The 16,836-nt window shown below is 72.5% G+C and carries 17 protein-coding genes; 10 read left to right on the top strand and 7 right to left on the bottom strand.

The window, feature by feature from the left end:
- Positions 1-51: 51 nt before the first annotated feature.
- Both ISP_RS43765 and ISP_RS43760 read right to left on the bottom strand, forming a co-directional pair.
- Positions 52-648, bottom strand: coding sequence for a TetR/AcrR family transcriptional regulator (locus tag ISP_RS43765; RefSeq protein ID WP_013230202.1), 597 nt, complete (start codon positions 646-648; stop codon positions 52-54).
- A 15-nt stretch (positions 649-663) separates the two neighbouring features.
- The gene (locus ISP_RS43760; RefSeq protein ID WP_230468622.1) at positions 664-2,163 is read right to left on the bottom strand and encodes a glutamate-cysteine ligase family protein; all 1,500 of its coding nucleotides are present in this window, start codon (positions 2,161-2,163) and stop codon (positions 664-666) included.
- Positions 2,164-2,373: 210 nt separating this feature from the next.
- Between ISP_RS43760 and ISP_RS43755 the strand changes: the two genes are divergently transcribed.
- A complete protein-coding gene (locus tag ISP_RS43755; RefSeq protein WP_013230200.1) occupies positions 2,374-3,180 on the top strand; it encodes a TrmH family RNA methyltransferase in 807 nt (268 codons plus the stop codon).
- Between the two features lie 31 nt (positions 3,181-3,211).
- Positions 3,212-3,823 carry a DUF2537 domain-containing protein gene (locus ISP_RS43750; RefSeq protein ID WP_013230199.1) on the top strand — a complete coding sequence of 204 codons (612 nt, stop codon included), beginning with the start codon at positions 3,212-3,214 and terminating at the stop codon, positions 3,821-3,823.
- Here ISP_RS43750 and ISP_RS43745 read toward each other — a convergent pair.
- Complete coding sequence (locus tag ISP_RS43745; RefSeq protein ID WP_013230198.1) at positions 3,820-5,253, bottom strand: hypothetical protein; 1,434 nt, start codon at positions 5,251-5,253, stop codon at positions 3,820-3,822. The two genes, ISP_RS43750 and ISP_RS43745, sit on opposite strands and share 4 nt — an antisense overlap.
- A 40-nt stretch (positions 5,254-5,293) precedes the next feature.
- Between ISP_RS43745 and ISP_RS43740 the strand changes: the two genes are divergently transcribed.
- Positions 5,294-5,644, top strand: a complete 351-nt coding sequence (locus ISP_RS43740) for an MmcQ/YjbR family DNA-binding protein (protein ID WP_013230197.1) — start codon at positions 5,294-5,296, stop codon at positions 5,642-5,644.
- A 7-nt stretch (positions 5,645-5,651) separates the two neighbouring features.
- On the opposite strand, the gene sepH is transcribed toward ISP_RS43740, so the two are convergent.
- The 3 genes from sepH to ISP_RS43725 all read right to left on the bottom strand — a co-directional run bounded on the left by sepH (position 5,652) and on the right by ISP_RS43725 (position 8,587).
- A complete protein-coding gene (sepH, locus tag ISP_RS43735; protein WP_013230196.1) occupies positions 5,652-6,497 on the bottom strand; it encodes a septation protein SepH in 846 nt (281 codons plus the stop codon).
- Positions 6,498-6,779: 282 nt separating this feature from the next.
- Entirely contained in the window at positions 6,780-7,928 is a 1,149-nt protein-coding gene (locus ISP_RS43730; RefSeq protein ID WP_013230195.1) for a sensor histidine kinase, read from the bottom strand.
- Positions 7,925-8,587 carry a response regulator transcription factor gene (locus ISP_RS43725; protein WP_013230194.1) on the bottom strand — a complete coding sequence of 221 codons (663 nt, stop codon included), beginning with the start codon at positions 8,585-8,587 and terminating at the stop codon, positions 7,925-7,927. The genes ISP_RS43730 and ISP_RS43725 overlap by 4 nt, the downstream gene beginning before the upstream one ends.
- 113 nt (positions 8,588-8,700) lie before the next feature.
- On the opposite strand from ISP_RS43725, the gene ISP_RS43720 reads away from it, so the two are divergent.
- The 6 genes from ISP_RS43720 to ISP_RS43695 all read left to right on the top strand — a co-directional run bounded on the left by ISP_RS43720 (position 8,701) and on the right by ISP_RS43695 (position 15,174).
- Entirely contained in the window at positions 8,701-9,243 is a 543-nt protein-coding gene (locus ISP_RS43720) for a hypothetical protein (RefSeq protein WP_013230193.1), read from the top strand.
- Positions 9,240-10,349, top strand: coding sequence for a peptidoglycan-binding protein (locus ISP_RS43715; protein WP_014467785.1), 1,110 nt, complete (start codon positions 9,240-9,242; stop codon positions 10,347-10,349). The genes ISP_RS43720 and ISP_RS43715 overlap by 4 nt, the downstream gene beginning before the upstream one ends.
- On the top strand, positions 10,346-11,032 hold the full coding sequence (locus tag ISP_RS43710) for an ABC transporter ATP-binding protein (RefSeq protein WP_013230191.1): 687 nt from the start codon (positions 10,346-10,348) through the stop codon (positions 11,030-11,032). Before ISP_RS43715 ends, ISP_RS43710 begins: the two co-directional genes overlap by 4 nt.
- On the top strand, positions 11,029-12,234 hold the full coding sequence (locus tag ISP_RS43705) for an ABC transporter permease (RefSeq protein ID WP_013230190.1): 1,206 nt from the start codon (positions 11,029-11,031) through the stop codon (positions 12,232-12,234). The genes ISP_RS43710 and ISP_RS43705 overlap by 4 nt, the downstream gene beginning before the upstream one ends.
- A 145-nt stretch (positions 12,235-12,379) precedes the next feature.
- On the top strand, positions 12,380-13,903 hold the full coding sequence (locus ISP_RS43700; RefSeq protein ID WP_013230189.1) for an amidohydrolase family protein: 1,524 nt from the start codon (positions 12,380-12,382) through the stop codon (positions 13,901-13,903).
- An 80-nt stretch (positions 13,904-13,983) separates the two neighbouring features.
- A complete protein-coding gene (locus tag ISP_RS43695; RefSeq protein ID WP_013230188.1) occupies positions 13,984-15,174 on the top strand; it encodes a glycosyltransferase 87 family protein in 1,191 nt (396 codons plus the stop codon).
- On the opposite strand, the gene serC is transcribed toward ISP_RS43695, so the two are convergent.
- Entirely contained in the window at positions 15,167-16,291 is a 1,125-nt protein-coding gene (gene serC, locus ISP_RS43690) for a phosphoserine transaminase (protein WP_013230187.1), read from the bottom strand. The genes ISP_RS43695 and serC overlap by 8 nt on opposite strands.
- 205 nt (positions 16,292-16,496) lie before the next feature.
- Between serC and ISP_RS43685 the strand changes: the two genes are divergently transcribed.
- Positions 16,497-16,814 (top strand): hypothetical protein, encoded by a 318-nt coding sequence (locus ISP_RS43685; RefSeq protein WP_230468621.1) that lies wholly within the window; start codon positions 16,497-16,499, stop codon positions 16,812-16,814.
- Positions 16,815-16,836: the final 22 nt, after the last annotated feature.

Below are 16,836 nucleotides of genomic sequence, written 5' to 3'. Positions count from 1 at the left end.
TCTGACACGCTGTCAGAAAGATCGTAGGGCATGAATCGGACTTAGGCCACCCTAAACCGTGGCGCCGACCGCACGCAGGACGAACCGGACCGCGGCCTCGACCACCTCTTCGAGCTGCCCGGCCGGCCCGTCGACCAGGGTGCGGTTGCCCAGCGCCGCGGTGATCATCGGGATCAGGACGTCCGGGTCCTCGGCCGGCCAGCGGCCCAGGTCGACGCCGCCGGCGAGGATCGCGCGCAGGCGGTCGGTGATCGGGTCGGCGTGGGCGCTGATGCGGCGGTACGCCGCCGGGGCCAGTGCCGACGCCAGCGCCGTGCCGGGTGGCATGTGGTACTCGGCCAGCACCCGCAGCTGCAGCCGGACGAAGGTGGCCAGCTGGTCCACCGGATCGGCCTGGGCCTCGACGGCTTCGGTCAGCCGCGTGACGTATTGGGCCGCTTCGTCCTCGACGAACGCGACGAGCAGGCTCTCCTTGTCGGGGAAGTGGTTGTACAGCGCGGTCCGGCCCACCCCGGCCGCCGACGCGACGCCGGCGAGGGTGATCGCGTCGAAGCCGCGCTCGTAGAGCTGCGCACGCAGGACGTCGAAGACCCGCGACCGCACCTCCCGCCGGTGCGCCTCCAGCGACTCACCGAGAATCTTCGGCATCCGCCCAGGCTAGCGTCAATCGGCCACCGGCCACGTGTGCACCGGCTCGCCCGACTCGGACAGCTCCAGGTAGCGCCCCAGCATCAGGCTCAGCGCCGCCTCGCGATCCAGCCCGCGTTCCTGCGCGCGCAGGACGTAGTCGCGTTGCCAGGTCGCCCCGGTCCGCCGCGCCAGGCACCGGCGCTCGATGATCCCGAGGTAGCGCTCGCGGGCCTCGTCGGAGACGTCGGAGCGGCGCAGGCCCTCGTGGGCGAGCGGCAGCAGCACGCGCAGCGCCAGCTCGTCCGGCGGGATCCAGCCGATGCCCGGCCAGTACAGCTGCCCGTCGAAGCCCCGCCGCGCGCCCGCGTAGAAGTTTTCCTCGGCGGCCTGGAACGACATCTGGCTCCACACCGGGCGTTCCGCCTCGGCCAGCGCGCGCTGGGCGCCGTAGAAGAAGGCCGCGTTCGCCACCGTGTCGACCACGGTCGGGCCGGCCGGCAGCACCCGGTTCTCCACGCGCAGGTGCGGCAGGCCGTCGACGACGTCGTACACCGGACGGTTCCAGCGCCAGATGGTGCCGTTGTGCATGCGCAGCTCGGTGAGCTTCGGCGCCTGGCCCGCGTCGAGCGCCTCGATCGGGTCTTCGGCGTCGGTTTCCGGGAGCAGGCCGGGGAAGTAGCGGACGTTCTCCTCGAACAGGTCGAAGATCGACGTGATCCAGCGCTCGCCGAACCACACCCGCGGCCGCACGCCCTGGTTCTTCAGCTCCTCCGGCCGGGTGTCGGTCGCCTGCAGGAACAGCGGGATCCGCGTCTCGTGCCACAGCGCTTTGCCGAGCAGGAACGGCGAATTCGACGCGAGCGCGATCTGCAGCCCGGCCAGGCACTGCGCCGCGTTCCAGTGCGCGGCGAACTCCTCGGGCGCGACCTGCAGGTGCAGCTGCACGCTGGTGCAGGCGGCCTCCGGCAGGATCGACTCCGCGTAGCTGCGCAGGCGTTCGGGCTGCCGGCCCGGCAGCGGCACGCCTTCCATGGCGAGCACCGTGCGTTCGCCGCGCGCGGCGAAGATCTGGTCGTTCAGCGTGGAGTACCGGGTCTTGTTGGTGAGCCACTTCTGGTCGAAGTGCTCGTGCTTCAACGTCGGCAGGATGCCGATCATCGCCAGCGACGAGCCGGTGTCACGGGCCTTCGTCGCCGCGGTGTCGAGGTACGCGCGCAGGTCGCCTTCGAGCTGGAGCGCGGAATCGCCCGCCAGCGGCCGCGGCGGGACGTTCAGCTCGATGTTGTGCTGACCCAGCTCGGTGGTGAACGACGGGTCGTCGAGCGCCTCCAGCACCGCGGTGTTCGTCATCGACGGGCGCAGCTCGCGGTCGACGAGGTTCAGCTCGACTTCGAGGCCGATGTTCTTGCGGGGGAACGAAAAACTGCCGTCGGTGAGCATGCGGGCCAGCGTGTCCAGACAGCGCTGCACCTTGCGGCGGTACCTTCCTCGGTCCAGCGTGTTGAACGACTGAGCCTCGAGGTCCATCCCCATGACCATCCCTGTTTCGTGTCGGCGTGGACTAGGACGTGTTTCAGGCCCCGGCGGACAACCGTTACACAGGCGATGCACCCGGGCTAGCGGCCAAACTGGTGCACTCCGTCACGGACGGTTAACCGAAAGCAAAATAGCCCCGTTCGCACCACACCGCGGCGGACGTTCGGACCAGTGAACCGCCCGGCAAGCGGGTGACAGACTGGGGGGATGGGCGTGATCCACATCGACCACTCCGGCGACCCCCGCGTCGACGATTTCCGGCACTTGTCCACTGCGGACCGTCGGCCCGACCGGCCCGGCGGGCGGGGGTTCGTCATCGCCGAAGGCACCGTCGTGGTGTCCCGGCTGCTGGCCTCCCGCTACCCGGTCCGGGCGCTGCTGGGTGTGCAGCGGCGGTTCGCGGAGCTGGCCGGCGACCTGGCCGGGCTCGACGTTCCCCAGTACGTCGCCTCCGCGGAAACCATGGCCGAGGTGGTCGGCTTCCACCTCAACCGCGGGATCCTCGCCGTCGCCGACCGGCCCGCGCCGCTGACGGTTTCCGAAGTCGTCGGCGGCACCGGCCCGATCGCGGTGCTGGAAGGCGTGGGGGACCACGAAAACCTCGGCTCGCTCTTCCGCAACGCGGCCGCGCTCGGTGTCGGCGGCGTGCTGCTCGGGCCCGGCTGTTCCGACCCGCTGTACCGGCGCAGCGTGCGCGTGTCGATGGGGCACGTCCTGCGCGTGCCGTTCGGGCACCTGACGGACTGGCCGGGCGGCCTCGACGACCTCCGGGCGCGCGGGTTCGCCGTCGCGGCGTTCACCCCGCGGCCGGGCTCGATCCCGCTGGCCGCGCTGCGTGAGCACGCGCCGGGGCGGGTGGCGTTGCTCTTCGGCGCCGAAGGTCCCGGACTGACCGAGACGGCGCTCGCGGCGGCTGATCATGCCGTCCGGATACCCATGCCGGCCGGAGTCGATTCACTGAACATCGCCACAGCCGCCGCCGTCGCCTTCTACGAACTGGCCCGGGGCGGCTAAAGTTCTGTCCTCCGAGGCGGAAAGGGGCACCATGGAGCTGCGGATCCGCGGCGAGCGCGCCGTGCTGGCCGGCCCGGGCGGGGAGCACGCGCGTGAGGTGGACCCGCACAAGCTCGCGATCGGCGCCGACCTGGCGCGGGCCCTGCACGAGTGGGCGCGCGTGGCCTCCGCGGTCACCGCCGATCCCGGGGCGGAGGCGGGCGCGGTCGTCTCGCAGCGCGGCCGCCAGCTGGCCGCCCGCCTGGCCTCGGTGATGGGCACGACCGTCCGGTTCGTGGATCCGGTGACCGGCGAAGACACGGTCGTCGAGCCGCCCCCGCCGCCCACCGAACCCGGCTACCGGTTCGTCCGCGCGGTGCTCGGGCCGCCTGGCGCGCCCGGCGAGCCGACGCCGTGGCTGACCGGGCTGACCGTCTCGGCGTTCATCGCGGCCGTGGTCGTCGTCGCCATGCTGGCGCTGGCCTCGACGCTGGCCCGCGAAACCAGCGGCTGGCTGGCGCTGGTGGCCTCGGTGATCGTGACGGCCGGGATCACGCCGTCGCTGTGGCTGATCCGCCGCACCCCGATCCTGCGCTGGGCCGCCTACGGCGCGGCGGGCGGTGTCGTGATCGCCTGGATCGGCGTGCTGGTGATCGCTTTCTAGCGCAGCCTGGCGTAGGTCACGAGCGTGCCCTGGGCATTGGTCGCCGTCTGGCTGCGGAAGTAGTAGCCGTGGAACGCGGCGATCTGGCGGATCAGCTCGGGGGAGACGGCGAACTGGCCGGAGAAGAACGTCACGCTGGAACTGCCGTCGAACTCACCCGCCAGCCAGCCGACGCGGACGGAGCGGGGGAACGCCCGGAGCACCCACAGCAGCGGTGGTACTCCCAGCACGGTGAGGGCGAAACCGATCGCGGCGATGCGCTCGTCGCCGGTCAGCGTCGCCGTCACGAGACCGCCGACGAAGCACAGCGCGGCCCACCCCGCGGGGGCGAGGAAACCGGTGAACGACATCCGGAACTTCCGCACGGGGACCGGCGATCCGCGCCGCAGCAGCAGGATCCGGTCGGTGCTGTCGGCGAATTCCGCGGCGGGGAGCAGCCCCTCGGCGCCCGCGATTTCGGCGATCCGGGCCGGCGGCAGCTTCGCGTGCCGGACGCTCACCCACAGCTCGTCGCGGCCGTCGAGGTGGTTGCGCAGCCACTGTTCCCGGTCCGGGGAACCGGCCGGGACCTCGTACGCCGGCGTGATCCGCGGGGCCGGAGTGCCGAAAACCAGGCCGGGGCGGGTCTTGCGGAACAAGAGGTCGAGGTGGTTGCGGGTCGACTCGCACGGGCCGGCGGAGAAGTAGCCATGGAGTGAAGCGACTTCGCCGAGCAGCTCGGCGGACACCGACGGCGGCGGCAGCACGATCACCTGGGGACTGCCGTCGAACGGCTCGTCCAGCCACGGCATGCGCGGTGACCGGCCGGCGATCGCGCGGATCAGGAACTGCGCCGCCACCGCGGCGATCAGGGAAACGGGAATCAGCACGAGCGGCCACTTCTGCTCGGCGGTGGCCGCGACCCAGGTGCCGGCCGTCACCACGGCGATGCCGAGGACCCCGGCCAGGGATTGGACGGTGCTCAGGTCGAGCCGGCGTCCGGCCGTGCGGGGCCGCAGTTCTTCGTCGGGCAGGTCGGCCCGGCGCAGCAGCAGGAGCCGGTCGGTCGCGTCGGCGGCTTCGGCGACCACGGTCATCCCGGCCGCCGCCGCGGCCTTGCCGATGTCGTCGCGGCCGAGCCGCAGCCTGCGCGAACTCGCCCAGAACTGCTCCTGCCCGCTGAGCAGCTTCGCGAGCCGACGGCGGTCGGCGTCCGTGCCCGGCCCGCGGTCGAACGGCGGCGGGAAGAGCCCGGGGGCGAACTCGAACCGCAGGGATTCCGGGTGGCTGGGCGCGGTTTCGCGGTAGCGGCGCGAGTGCGCGGCCTGCCGGATGGTCGCCGGGTCGAGGCCCCACTGCGCCGGCGCCACTTCGGCCACCGGGGCGCCGCTGAACGCGCGGTACCTCAGCTCGCCGAAGCGGACGAGCCAGGACTGCCGGTCACGCTGCATGATCGATCCCTCCCTCAGCGTGACATCGTAGCCTGACGGGATGGAGCAGCTGGACGCTTTGCGAAAGTTGTGCCTGGCCTTGCCGGAGACGAGCGAGCGGCTGAGCCACGGAGAGCCGACGTGGTTCGTGCGCGGCAAGAAGACGTTCGTGATGTTCGCCGACCACCACCACGACGACGTGCTCGCGTTCTGGTGCCCGGCGCCGCCGGGGGTGCAGGAGGAATTGGTGCGCACCGAGCCGGACCGGTTCTTCCGGCCGCCGTACGTCGGGCACCGCGGGTGGCTGGGGGTGCGGCTGGACGTCGACGTCGATTGGGGCGAGATCGACCGGATCGTGCGGGAGGCCTACCGGCTCGTGGCGCCGAAGACGCTCGCGGCGCGGCTGGACTAGCGGGGCTTCAGCCGCGCTGCGAGCGGACCCCGAGCAGCACGTCCTCCCAGGACGGCACGATCGGGTGGTTCTTCTTGGCCTTCGGCCGTGGCTCCGGTACTGCCGCGTCCTCGTCCGGGTCCGCCGGGACACGCGGGATTTCGCGGGTGTCGTCGTCCGGGTCCGGCTCGGCCGACGGCAGCTCGGCGCGCTCCGGGGCCACCGAATCCAGCGTCGGCTGGAACTCCGTTTCGCGGGCCGGCGCCAGGGCGCGGACCGTGCGGGGGGCGCGGTAGGCGTTCGGGTCGAGGAGGACCTCGGCGTTCTCGTCCAGCGCCGTCACCGTGCCGCCGTGCGCGCCCGGCGAGAACGCCCAGTGCGCACGGTTGTCCGACCGCCCGGCCTTCCAGCGGAGCACGACGACCCAGCGGCCGTCGTCGCCCTTCCAGGAGTCCCAGGTGGCCTGCGAGTAGTCGTGGCCGCGGACGCCGAAGCTGTACGCGACGACCTCGCCGAGCGTCTGCACGTCGGGGCCGTCCTCGCGGACCGGGTGGGCGCTCTGCGCCAGCTCGGCGGTCCGGGACCGCTCGAGCAGGACGGGGTAGGCGTAGCGCTCGACGCGCTGCGTCGAGACACCGGCGCTCGCGGCGACCTGCTCGACGGACTCGCCGGCGCGGATGCGCTGCTGGATCTCGCGTGGCCGCATCTGGCTCTCCAACTCGATTTCGATCTGGCCGAGGCGGGTGATGTCACCCCGCGCCGCCGCGCGCAGTCGCTCATCAGCCGGGAGCAGGAAACGAGTACGGCTCGCCGGGTCTTCGAGCACGATGGACTTCCCGTCCTCGTGCAGTCCGACCACTCGCAGCGCCCGCATTGTTCTCGCCTCCCCGATCTTCTTCACCGTTGTGGGTACCCACGTTAGAACGGCGCGTCGGCTTGACGTGCGAGGCGCGCCGAGTCCGCACCGAACTGCCCACTGTTCATTTTGGTCCTCCGCATCCTCACCCACCCAGGTCAGCGGCATTGGGGTGACACGCCGGGCACGCAAAGTCACGATCGAGTGGATCAAGAAGGCGGCCGGAGTGGGCTTTGAAATGGTCCGGCCGAACTGGGACAAGGCGCGGCCGGGCGCCCGCGCCCCATCCCACCGGTCCGCTCAAGCAGGCGGCAGCCGGACGGTCACCGTGAGCCCCCCGCGCCGGCCGGGCTGGGCCTCCGCGTAGCCGCCGTGGGCCTGGGCCACCGAGCGGACGATCGACAACCCCAGCCCCGCGTTGCGCGTGTCCCCGGTCCGCTCCGCGCCGGCCAGCCGGCGGAACGGCTCGAACAGCGTCGGTACCGACTCGGGCGGTACCGACGATCCCGAGTTCCGCACCTCCAGGGCCGGGTCGCCGCGCACCTCGACGTACGCCCAGCCGCCCGAAGCGTTGTACGTGATCGCGTTGACCACCAGGTTCGTCACCAGCCGCTCGAGGAGCACCGGGTCACCCGCCACCGTGCGCGGCCGCAGCCGCGTCTCGACCGTCACGCCCGCCGCCGAAGCCTGGGCCGCCGTGGCCCGGACGACCGATGCCGCGACATCGTCGAGGCGCACCGGTGCCCGCGACTGCAGCCCGCGGTCGCTGCGGGCCAGGACCAGCAGGCCCTCGATCATCCGCTCGCTGCGCTCGTTGGTGTGGAGCAGGTGCGTGCCGAGCTTGCGCAGCTCCGGTGGCACCTCCGGGTCGGCCATCGCCACCTCGATCAGCGTCCGCTGCACCGCCAGGGGCGTCCGGAGCTCGTGGGACGCGTTCGCGACGAACCGCTTCTGGCTGTCGAACGACTCCGCGAGCCGGTCGAGCATGCCGTCGAACGTGTCGGCCAGCTCCTTCAGCTCGTCCGGTGGTCCTTCGAGGTGGATCCGCCGGTCGAGCTTGCCCGCCTCCAGCCGGCGGGCGGCCGACGTGATGTCGTGCAGCGGCCGCAGCGCGCGGCCCGCCATCAGCCAGCCGAACAACACGGCCAGCGCCGCCGTCGCCACCAGCGCGATCGCCGAGCCGACCAGCAACGTCGACAACGTCGAGGAGCGGTATTCGTCGAGCGAGCCGCTGACCAGCTGCATCGTGACGCCGGCCGCAGGCGCCGTCTCCGCCGGGACGCCGTAGGTCAGGTCGGCCGAGCCGACCGTCGACAAGGCGACCCGGGCCGGGTCCGGCAGCGTGCTCTGCACCAGCAGGTAGTTGATCACCACGAGCACCAGCCCGGCGAGCAGGAACAGCGCGCCGTACCAGGCGGTGAGCTTCGCGCGGACGGAAAAGCCGTTCACGGCGTGCCGAACCGGTAGCCGGCGCCCGGCACGGTCTCGATCACCGGCGGGTCGCCCAGCTTGCGCCGCAACGTCATCACCGCGACGCGCACCGCGTTGGTGAACGGGTCCGCGTGCTCGTCCCACGCCTTTTCCAGCAAGTCCTCCGCGCTCACCACCGTGCCCTCGGCCCGCATCAGCACCTCCAGCACGGCGAACTCCTTCGGGGAGAGCAGCAGGAACCGCCCGTCGCGGGCGGCCTGGTGCCGCGGCAGGTCGAGCACGACGCCGTCGCGTTCCAGCACCGGCGGCAGCGCCGGCCGGGCGCGCCGCGAGAGCGCTTGGACCCGGGCGACCAGCTCGGCGAACGCGAACGGCTTCGTCAGGTAGTCGTCGGCGCCGAGGCCCAGGCCGGCGACCCGGTCGGTGACGTCGGCGGCCGCGGTCAGCATCAGCACGCGCGCCTCGCCGCCCGCCCGGACCACGGCGGCGCAGACGTCGTCACCGTGCACCTTCGGCAGGTCACGGTCGAGCACCACGACGTCGTAGCCGTGCACGCCGACGCGTTCCATGGCCTGCTCGCCGTCGTAACAGACGTCGACGGCCATCGAAAAGCGCCGCAGTCCCTCCGCGACCGAGTCGGCCAGCAACCGCTCGTCCTCCACCACCAGCACCCGCACCGGTCCAGTCTGCGCAGGCGGGCCATAAGGACCGCATAAGCGACGTCGCTTAGCGCCCCCGAATCCCCCGATCCGTAGACCTGAAGCCCATCCGGACGAAAGGAGTTCGAGCCATGCGGACACGGATAGCCGTCGTCGCGGCGCTCGGGGCGGCCCTGCTGCTCGGGGGTTGCGGCGCGAAGACCGACGACGGGTCGAAGGTCGCCTCGATCTCGACGCCGCCCAAGTCGGGCGGCCCCACCGCCGCCGACAACAGCGGCAAGAGCGACGAGGACAAGATGCGGGACTTCGCCAAGTGCATGCGCGAGCACGGCGTCGACATGCCCGACCCGAAGCCGGCCGGCGACGGCGGAGGCATGGCGATCACCTTGGGTGACAAGGACGGCGACACCTCGAAGCTCGACGCCGCCCAGAACGCGTGCAAGCACTTCATGCCCAACGGCGGCGAGATGAAGCCGCCGAGCGCCGAGGAACTCGACAAGATGCGCAAGGACGCCAAGTGCATGCGCGAGCACGGCATCGACATGCCCGATCCGGACCCGAGCGGCAAGGGCGGGCTGCGGGCCGGCAAGGTCGGAGACGACCCGAAGAAGTTCGAAGAAGCCGCGAAGGCGTGCGGCATGGGCATGGCCGGCCGCGCCGAGGCCGCGAAATGACCATTCGGGAAGTGACCGAAGTGGCGCACGGCCAACCGCGCCGTCGTGGCCGGACGCGCTGGTTCGTCGCGATCGCCGTCCTGGTCGTGGTGCTGGGCACCGGCTCCGTCGTGCTCCTGACGCGGGTGTCGAGCGCGACGCCGGTCAAGGAGGCCGCGCCACCCGCCGTCGAGACCGCGGAGGTGGCCAAGACCGACTTGAGCGAGGAAGAAGAGGCCGACGGCACCCTCGGCTACGGCGACGAGTCTCTCGTCCAGGGCCGCAAGCCCGGCACCGTCACGTCGCTGCCGGACGCCGGCGCCACCCTGACCCGCTGCCAGGCGGTGTACGGGGTGGACGCGAAGCCGGTGCCGCTGTTCTACGGCACGCTGCCGTTCTACCGCGACCTCGCCACCGGCGTGGACGACGGCGCCGACGTCAAGCAGCTGGAGGAGAACCTCAAGGCGTGCGGCTTCGGCGGGTTCGGCACACCGGACAAGAAGTTCACCGCGGCGACGGCGGCCGCGCTGAAGAAGTGGCAGAAGTCCCTCGGCCTGGAGCAGACCGGCGCGTTCGGCCAGGGTGCCGTCGTGCTGGCCACGGGCGAACTGCGGGTGTCGGCCGTCCAGGCCAAGCTCGGCTCGCCGGCCCAGGGCGAGGTGCTCAAGACGACCGGCACCGTCCGGTCGGTCCAGGTGAAGCTCGACGCGGCCAAGCAGGGCCTCGCCCAGCAGGGCGCGAAAGCGTCGGTGACGATCAACGGGAAGACGACGCAGGGCACGATCACCGACGTCGGGCGGACCGCCGTCGAGGGCAAGGACCAGGCGGGCCAGGACGACGGCAAGCCGAAGATCACGGTGACCGTCCGGCTCGACGACCCGGCCGCCGCCGGTGGCCTTGACTCGGCCCCGGCCACCGTCCGGTTCACCAAGGACGTCCGCCACGGCGTGCTCGCGGTCCCGGTCGGCGCGCTGCTCGCCCTCGCCGAAGGCGGGTATGCGGTCGAGGTCGACGAGAACGGGCAACGCCGGCTGATCGCTGTCCAAACGGGACTGTTCAGCGGCGGGAAGGTCGAGGTCACCGGCACCGGCCTGGCCGCGGGCATGCGGGTGGTGACGACGTCGTGACGCCCGTGCTGCGCGTGCACGAGGTCACGCGCACCTACCCCGGCGAGGTCGCCGCGCTCGACGGCGTCTCGCTCTCGCTGGAAGACGGCGAGATGGTGGCGATCGTCGGGCCGTCCGGGTCCGGCAAGTCCACCCTGCTGCACCTGATGGGCACGCTGGACCGGCCGTCGTCGGGCCGGGTGGAGCTGCGCGGCCACGACGTCGCCGCGCTGCCCGACCGCAAGGTCTCGGCGCTGCGGTCGCGCTGGATCGGGTTCGTGTTCCAGCAGTTCTTCCTCGACGAAGGGATGAGTGCGGTGGACAACGTGTGCACCGGCCTGCTCTACGCCGGGGTGCCGCGGCGACGGCGGCGGGCGCGGGCGCTGGCGGCGCTCGACCGCGTCAAGCTCGGGCACCGGGCGTGGCACCGCCCCGGCGAGCTCTCCGGCGGCGAACGCCAGCGCGTCGCGATCGCCAGGGCGGTGGTCAACGACCCGGCGATCCTGCTGGCCGACGAGCCGACCGGCAACCTCGACACCGGCACCGGCGCTTCGGTGCTCTCGCTGCTGGGCGAGCTGTCCACCGGCGGCACCACGATCGTCGTGATCACCCACGACCGCGAGATCGCGGCAGGCATGCCCCGCCGGATCGAGCTGCTCGACGGGCGCCTGCGCCTGGACACCGGCCTGGTGGGTGCGCGATGACCAAGGTGGCGCTGCCCGAGCCGGCCCGGCTGAAGCCCCCTGACGTCGTCGCGCTCGGTGCCCACGGCATGCGGACGCGGCCGGTGCGTGCGGTGCTTTCCGCGCTGGGCATCGCGATCGGCGTCGCCGCGATGGTGGCGGTGCTGGCGATCCCCGCGTCCGGCGCGCAGGCCCTGCACGACCGGCTGGCCGCGCTCGGTCCCAACCTCCTCACCGCCGGGCCGGGCCAGACGCTGTTCGGCGACAACGCGACGCTGCCGGACGACGCGGTCGCGATGGCCCGGCGGATCGGGCCGGTGCGCGCGGCCGCCGGCACCGGGACGACGTCGGCGAGCGTCCGCCGCAGCGACAAGATCGCCCCGGACGACAGGTCCGGGCTGGCGGTGTTCGCGGCGCGGCCGGACCTGCTCGGCGTGCTGGGCGGCAAGGTCAGGGTCGGTGCGTTCCTGGCCGCCGGCAACCAGAACTACCCGGTGACGGTGCTCGGGTCCCAGGCCGCGGCCCGGCTGGGCGTCGACCACATCGACCCGGCCCGGCCGCCGCAGGTACTGATCGGAAGCCAGTGGTTCACCGTGGTGGGCATCCTCGCGCCGATGCCGCTCGCACCGGAGATCGAGCGCTCGGCGCTGGTCGGCTGGGACGTCGCGAAGCGGCTGCTGGAATTCGACGGCCATCCGTCCACTGTGTACGTCCGGACGGAGGAGTCCCAAGTGGACAGCGTGCGGACGGTCCTGGCGGCGACACTGAACCCGCAGGCGCCGAACGAGGTCCAGGTGCGGCGCCCGTCGGACGCGCTCGCGGCGCAGAAGCTGACGGACACGACCTACAGCGCGCTGTTCCTCGGGCTCGGCGGTGTCGCGCTGCTGGTCGGCGGGGTCGGGGTGGCGAACACGATGGTGATTTCGGTGCTGGAGCGGCGGCGGGAGATCGGCCTGCGCCGGGCGCTGGGTGCGACGAAACGGCAGATCCGCGGGCAGTTCCTGGCGGAGTCGGTGCTGCTGTCCGGCTTGGGCGGCCTGGCGGGGGTGCTGGCCGGCGTGCTCGTGACGGCGGGGTACGCGCTGAGCCAGGGGTGGCCCGCCGTGCTGCCGACGGGAGCGCTGGCGGGCGGGGTCGGGGTCGCGGCGCTGGTGGGCGCGGTGGCGGGGGCGTACCCGGCGGTGCGCGCGGCGCGGCTCGCACCCACGCGGGCGCTGGCCTGATGCGGTAAGCGCCGGTCCGAGGCTGCACTGGATGCGGGGTGAAGAGTTACCCTCTCACCCCGCATTCAGCACGGTGGAAGATCTCCCACTCCACCGGCCGGGTGTTCGATGGACCGAAGGGGGTCGATCGAAGGGCGGCGCGGCTGTGCGAGTCGAGGCGAACCGGCGTGATTTCCTGCGGTGGCTGGCGACAGCGGGCGCCGGGCTCGCCGCCGCCGGGGTGGCTCCCGCCGTCTTCGTGCAGGAGGCCGCCGCCGCCGGGACCGACGTCGTGGTCGTCAGCGGGGTGACCGTGGTCGACGGCACCGACGGCCCGGCGCGGCCGGACTCCGCCGTCGTGCTGGTCGGGGACCGGATCGCCTGGGTGGGGCCGGCCGCCGGGGTGCCGCGGTGCGGGAGCGCGCGGGTCGTCGACGGCCGCGGCCGGTACCTCGTGCCCGGCCTGTGGGACATGCACGCCCACGGCATCGACTACGAGCCGGTGTGGCCGCCGCTGTTCCTGGCCAACGGCGTCACCGGCATCCGCGAGATGCAGGGCTACGACGAGAACCGCGTCACCCGCGACAAGATCGCCCGCGGCGAGCTGCTCGGCCCGCGGGTGGTGCTGGCCAGCTCGATCATCGACGGCCCGGTGTCCCTGCTCGGCCCGCCGGTCACCCAGGTCGCGAACGCCGAGGAGGCCCGGGCGGCGGTCCGGACCGCCGTCGCTCAGCGCTCGGACTTCGTGAAGGTGTACTTCTACCTGCCGAAAGACGCCTTCGCCGCGATCGCCGACGAGTGCCACCGGCAGGGCCTGCCCTTCGCCGGGCACTGGCCCTACCGGCTTCGCGTGCTCGACGCCGCCCGGGCCGGGCAGCGCAGTTTCGAGCACCTCTTCGGGCTGCCGATCGCGACGTCGAGCCGCCGGGACGAGTTCCTCGCCCGCCTCGACGCGACGCCGTTCGACCCGAAGGCCCCGCGTGACTTCTTCAACCTGGCCCGCGAACTCGACCGGCAGGCCGCGCAGGCCTACGACCCGGCCGCGGCGGCCCGCCACTTCGCGGGCCTCAACGCCTTCGGCAGCCGGCTCAGCCCGACCTTCGCGGTCAACCGGGTCATTTCCCGGCCCGTCAGCGCGTCCGCGAACGATCCGCGCAACAAGTACATCCCGCGGGAGATCCGCGACTTCTGGGCCGACCGGCTGCCGCTGTTCGCGCCGGCCACCTCCGACGAGATCGCCCAGCAGGAGGCCTACTTCCACGCGCAGCTGCGGCTCGTCGGGGAGGCGCACCGCGCCGGGGTCGGGATCCTCGGCGGGACCGACTGCCAGAACCCGTACGTCTACCCGGGGTTCAGCCTGCACGACGAGCTCGGCTTCCTCGTCGAGGCCGGGCTCACCCCGCGGCGGGCGCTGCAGGCGGTGACCCGCGACGCGGCCGCGTTCCTCGGCCGGGCGGACACCGCCGGGACGATCACCCCCGGCAAGGTCGCCGACCTGGTGCTGCTCGATGCCGACCCGCTCGCCGACATCGGCGCGGTCCGGCGGATCGACACCGTCGTCACCGCCGGCCGCGTCCTCGACCGGGCCGCGCTCGACCGGCTGCTGGCCGACGCCGAAGCCGCGGCGAACCGGCCGGCCGCGGCGGCGAACGCCAGGTCAGTGCGCTTGCCGGTGCACGGCTGCTGCTGAGCGCCCGGTAATCTCGCCCGGTCGAAGGCCGGGTTCGAGGGGGAAGCGTGCTCACTGGGCGGAAAATCGCTGGGGCGCTCGTGGTGCTCGAGGTCGCCGCCGTCGTCCTGGTGCTCGTGCTGAAGCGGTTCGACGGCCTCGACCTCGAGGTCTACCTGGGCGGCGCGAAGGCGCTGGCCGAGCAGGGCTCGCCGTACGACGCCTGGGTGCCGACCACGCACCAGATCCTGCTGCCGTTCACGTACACGCCGTTCGCCGCCGCGGTGTTCCTGCCCGGCACGCTGCTGCCGTTCGCGGTGACGATGAAGCTGGTCAGCATCGCGTCGATCGTCGCGACCGGCGTCGTCGCGTACCTCTACATCGCGACGCTGAACGGCTCGCTCACCGACGCCTCGAAGGTCAACGGCCGGGCAGTGGCCGCGCTGGTCGCCATCGGTGCCCAGCTCGCCGGCGCCCTGCTCGAGCCGGTGCGCTCGACGCTGGGCTTCGGGCAGATCAACGCGCTGCTCATGGTGCTGGTGGTGCTCGACGTCCTGCTGCCCGGCGAGCGCAAGCGGACGAAGGGCCTGCTGATCGGCGTGGCCGCGGCGATCAAGCTGACGCCGGCCGTCTTCGTCGTGTACTTCCTGTTCCGCCGCGACTTCCGCTCGGCCGCGCGGGTGGTCGCCGGGTTCGTCGTGGCCGGGGCGCTGCTGTGGCTGATCCGGCCGTCGGCGTCCTTCACCTACTGGACGAAGCTGGTCTTCGACGCGGGCCGCATCGGCGGCGTCGACTACGTCGGCAACCAGTCGCTGCACGGCCTGAGCGTGCGCGCCGGCCTGCCGGAGTTCGGGTGGGTGCTGGCCGCACTGGCCGTGATGGCCGTGGTCGCGGTGATCGTGGTGCGCGCTGCCGAGCCGGTGCTCGGGCTCACCGCCTGCGCGCTCGGCGGGCTGCTGGTCTCACCGATCTCGTGGACGCACCACTGGACGTGGTGCGTGCCGATCCTCGTCCTCGCCGGGTGGTACGCGTGGCGCTTCGAGGGGGCGGTCCGGTGGGCGGCGGCCGCGGTCGTCGTCGCGGGGCTGGCGTTGTTCATCGCCGGCCCGATGTGGTTCGCGCCGCGCCCGGCGCCGTCGGTGGGCTGGTGGCTGGCGACGGAGTCCTACGAGTTGTACGGCTTCGCGCTGCTGGTCCTCGCCGCGTTCGGCACCGGCCGCCTGACCACGAAGAAGGGGACCCCCGCCGCCGAAACGGCGAAGGTCCCCTCCGCGGAGCCTCAGGTCAGCTGAGCCGCTCGACCACGTACTCGATGGCCTGCGTCAGCTTGGTGACGTCGTCCGGGTCGATGGCCGGGAACAGGCCGACGCGCAGCTGGTTGCGGCCCAGCTTGCGGTACGGCTCGGTGTCGACGATCCCGTTGGCGCGCAGCACCTTCGCGACCGCGGCGGCGTCCACGTCGTCGCTGAAGTCGACCGTGCCGACGACCTGCGAGCGCAGGTCCGGGTCCTTGACGAACGGCGTGGTGTAGCTCGTCTTCTCGGCCCACTCGTACAGCCGCGACGACGAGTCCTGCGTGCGCGAAGTCGTCCAGGCGAGGCCGCCCTGGCCGTTCATCCACTCGATCTGCTCGGCGAGCAGGAACAGCGTGGCCACGGCCGGGGTGTTGTACGTCTGGTCCTTGCGGGAGTTGTCCAGCGCGGTGGTCAGCGACAGGAACTCGGGGATCCAGCGGTCGCTCCCGCCGATCTCACCGATCCGCTCGACCGCGGCCGGGGAGGCCAGCGCGATCCAGAGCCCGCCGTCCGCGGCGAACGACTTCTGCGGCGCGAAGTAGTAGACGTCGAAGTCCTCGGCCTTGACCGGGAGGCCGCCGGCGCCGGAGGTGGCGTCGATCGCGACCAGCGCGCCCTCGCTGCCCTCCGGGCGGCGGACCGGCACGGCCACGCCGGTGGACGTCTCGTTGTGCGCCCAGCCGACCAGATCGGCGCCGGCTTCGTAGGCGATGTCCGGCGCGCTGCCCGGCTCGGCCTTGACGACGATCGGATCGGCCAGGAACGGCGCGCCCTTGGTCACGGTGGCGAACTTCGAGGAGAACTCGCCGTAGGTGAAGTGCTGCGCGCGCTCGCGGACCAGGCCGAAGGCGGCCGCGTCCCAGAACGCGGTGGTGCCGCCGTTGCCGAGGATCACCTCGTAGCCCTCGGGCAGGGAGAACAGCTCGGACAGCCCCGCCCGCACGCGCCCGACGAGGGACTTGACCGGCTTCTGCCGGTGCGACGTGCCGAGGTAGGTGGAGCCGGACTCCGCCAGCGCACTCAGCTGCTCGGCGCGGACCTTCGACGGGCCGCAGCCGAAGCGGCCGTCGGCCGGCTTGAGGTCGGCGGGGATGGTCAACTCAGCGTCGGTCATGCGGCCAGTCTCTCAGGTCGGGACGCGGCTGGTGAAGGTGGGATTCGCCGTTCCGCGCAGTGGGACGGCCGCCGGAAACCCGCCGGCCGGTCACGGGAAACCTCGGCACCAGCCTTCCCGGCGGCGGCAGCTACGCCGCCGAACACTGCCCTGGGGGTAAAAACACGGTGACCCGATCGTCCCGGCCATCGGTAGCGTCCCGGCCGTGACGACTGTGCAGCAGAGGTTCGCGGTGCCGCCCGATGTGCTGTGGAACGTGCTCCCGGCCGGGGTCGCGGCGATCGGCGGGCAGCTGCCGGTCTACGACGGCCCGCGGGGCTTCGCCACCTGCCGCACCGGGATGTCGCTCCTGAGCTGGGGCCAGCACGTCAACGTGACGGTGTCGCCGTCTGCCGGCGGCTCGACGCTCACCATCATGACGGTGCTCAAGCTCGGCGTCTGGGACTGGGGTGAGGGCAAGCGCCTCGCCAACCGCTTCGCCGCCGCCGTCGCGTACGCGGCGGGCACGGCCGCCCTGCACTGAGGGTCCCGCTCGCCACCCTGGG

Origin of the sequence: Amycolatopsis mediterranei, from assembly GCF_026017845.1 — a bacterium.
Lineage (GTDB): Bacteria > Actinomycetota > Actinomycetes > Mycobacteriales > Pseudonocardiaceae > Amycolatopsis > Amycolatopsis mediterranei.
The sequence above is the reverse complement of the archived record's forward strand: the minus strand, read 5'-3'. Positions and strand labels throughout refer to the sequence as shown.

What these genes read in the sequence shown, in the direction of transcription:
- ISP_RS43740 (WP_013230197.1), top strand. Translation starts at nt 5,294, where the DNA reads ATGGAGCAGCTGGACGCTTTGCGAAAGTTGTGCCTGGCCTTGCCGGAG.
- sepH (WP_013230196.1), bottom strand. Translation starts at nt 6,497, where the DNA reads ATGCGGGCGCTGCGAGTGGTCGGACTGCACGAGGACGGGAAGTCCATC.
- ISP_RS43755 (WP_013230200.1), top strand. Translation starts at nt 2,374, where the DNA reads ATGGGCGTGATCCACATCGACCACTCCGGCGACCCCCGCGTCGACGAT.
- ISP_RS43720 (WP_013230193.1), top strand. Translation starts at nt 8,701, where the DNA reads ATGCGGACACGGATAGCCGTCGTCGCGGCGCTCGGGGCGGCCCTGCTG.
- serC (WP_013230187.1), bottom strand. Translation starts at nt 16,291, where the DNA reads ATGACCGACGCTGAGTTGACCATCCCCGCCGACCTCAAGCCGGCCGAC.
- ISP_RS43750 (WP_013230199.1), top strand. Translation starts at nt 3,212, where the DNA reads ATGGAGCTGCGGATCCGCGGCGAGCGCGCCGTGCTGGCCGGCCCGGGC.
- ISP_RS43705 (WP_013230190.1), top strand. Translation starts at nt 11,029, where the DNA reads ATGACCAAGGTGGCGCTGCCCGAGCCGGCCCGGCTGAAGCCCCCTGAC.
- ISP_RS43765 (WP_013230202.1), bottom strand. Translation starts at nt 648, where the DNA reads ATGCCGAAGATTCTCGGTGAGTCGCTGGAGGCGCACCGGCGGGAGGTG.
- ISP_RS43760 (WP_230468622.1), bottom strand. Translation starts at nt 2,163, where the DNA reads ATGGGGATGGACCTCGAGGCTCAGTCGTTCAACACGCTGGACCGAGGA.
- ISP_RS43745 (WP_013230198.1), bottom strand. Translation starts at nt 5,253, where the DNA reads ATGCAGCGTGACCGGCAGTCCTGGCTCGTCCGCTTCGGCGAGCTGAGG.
- ISP_RS43715 (WP_014467785.1), top strand. Translation starts at nt 9,240, where the DNA reads ATGACCATTCGGGAAGTGACCGAAGTGGCGCACGGCCAACCGCGCCGT.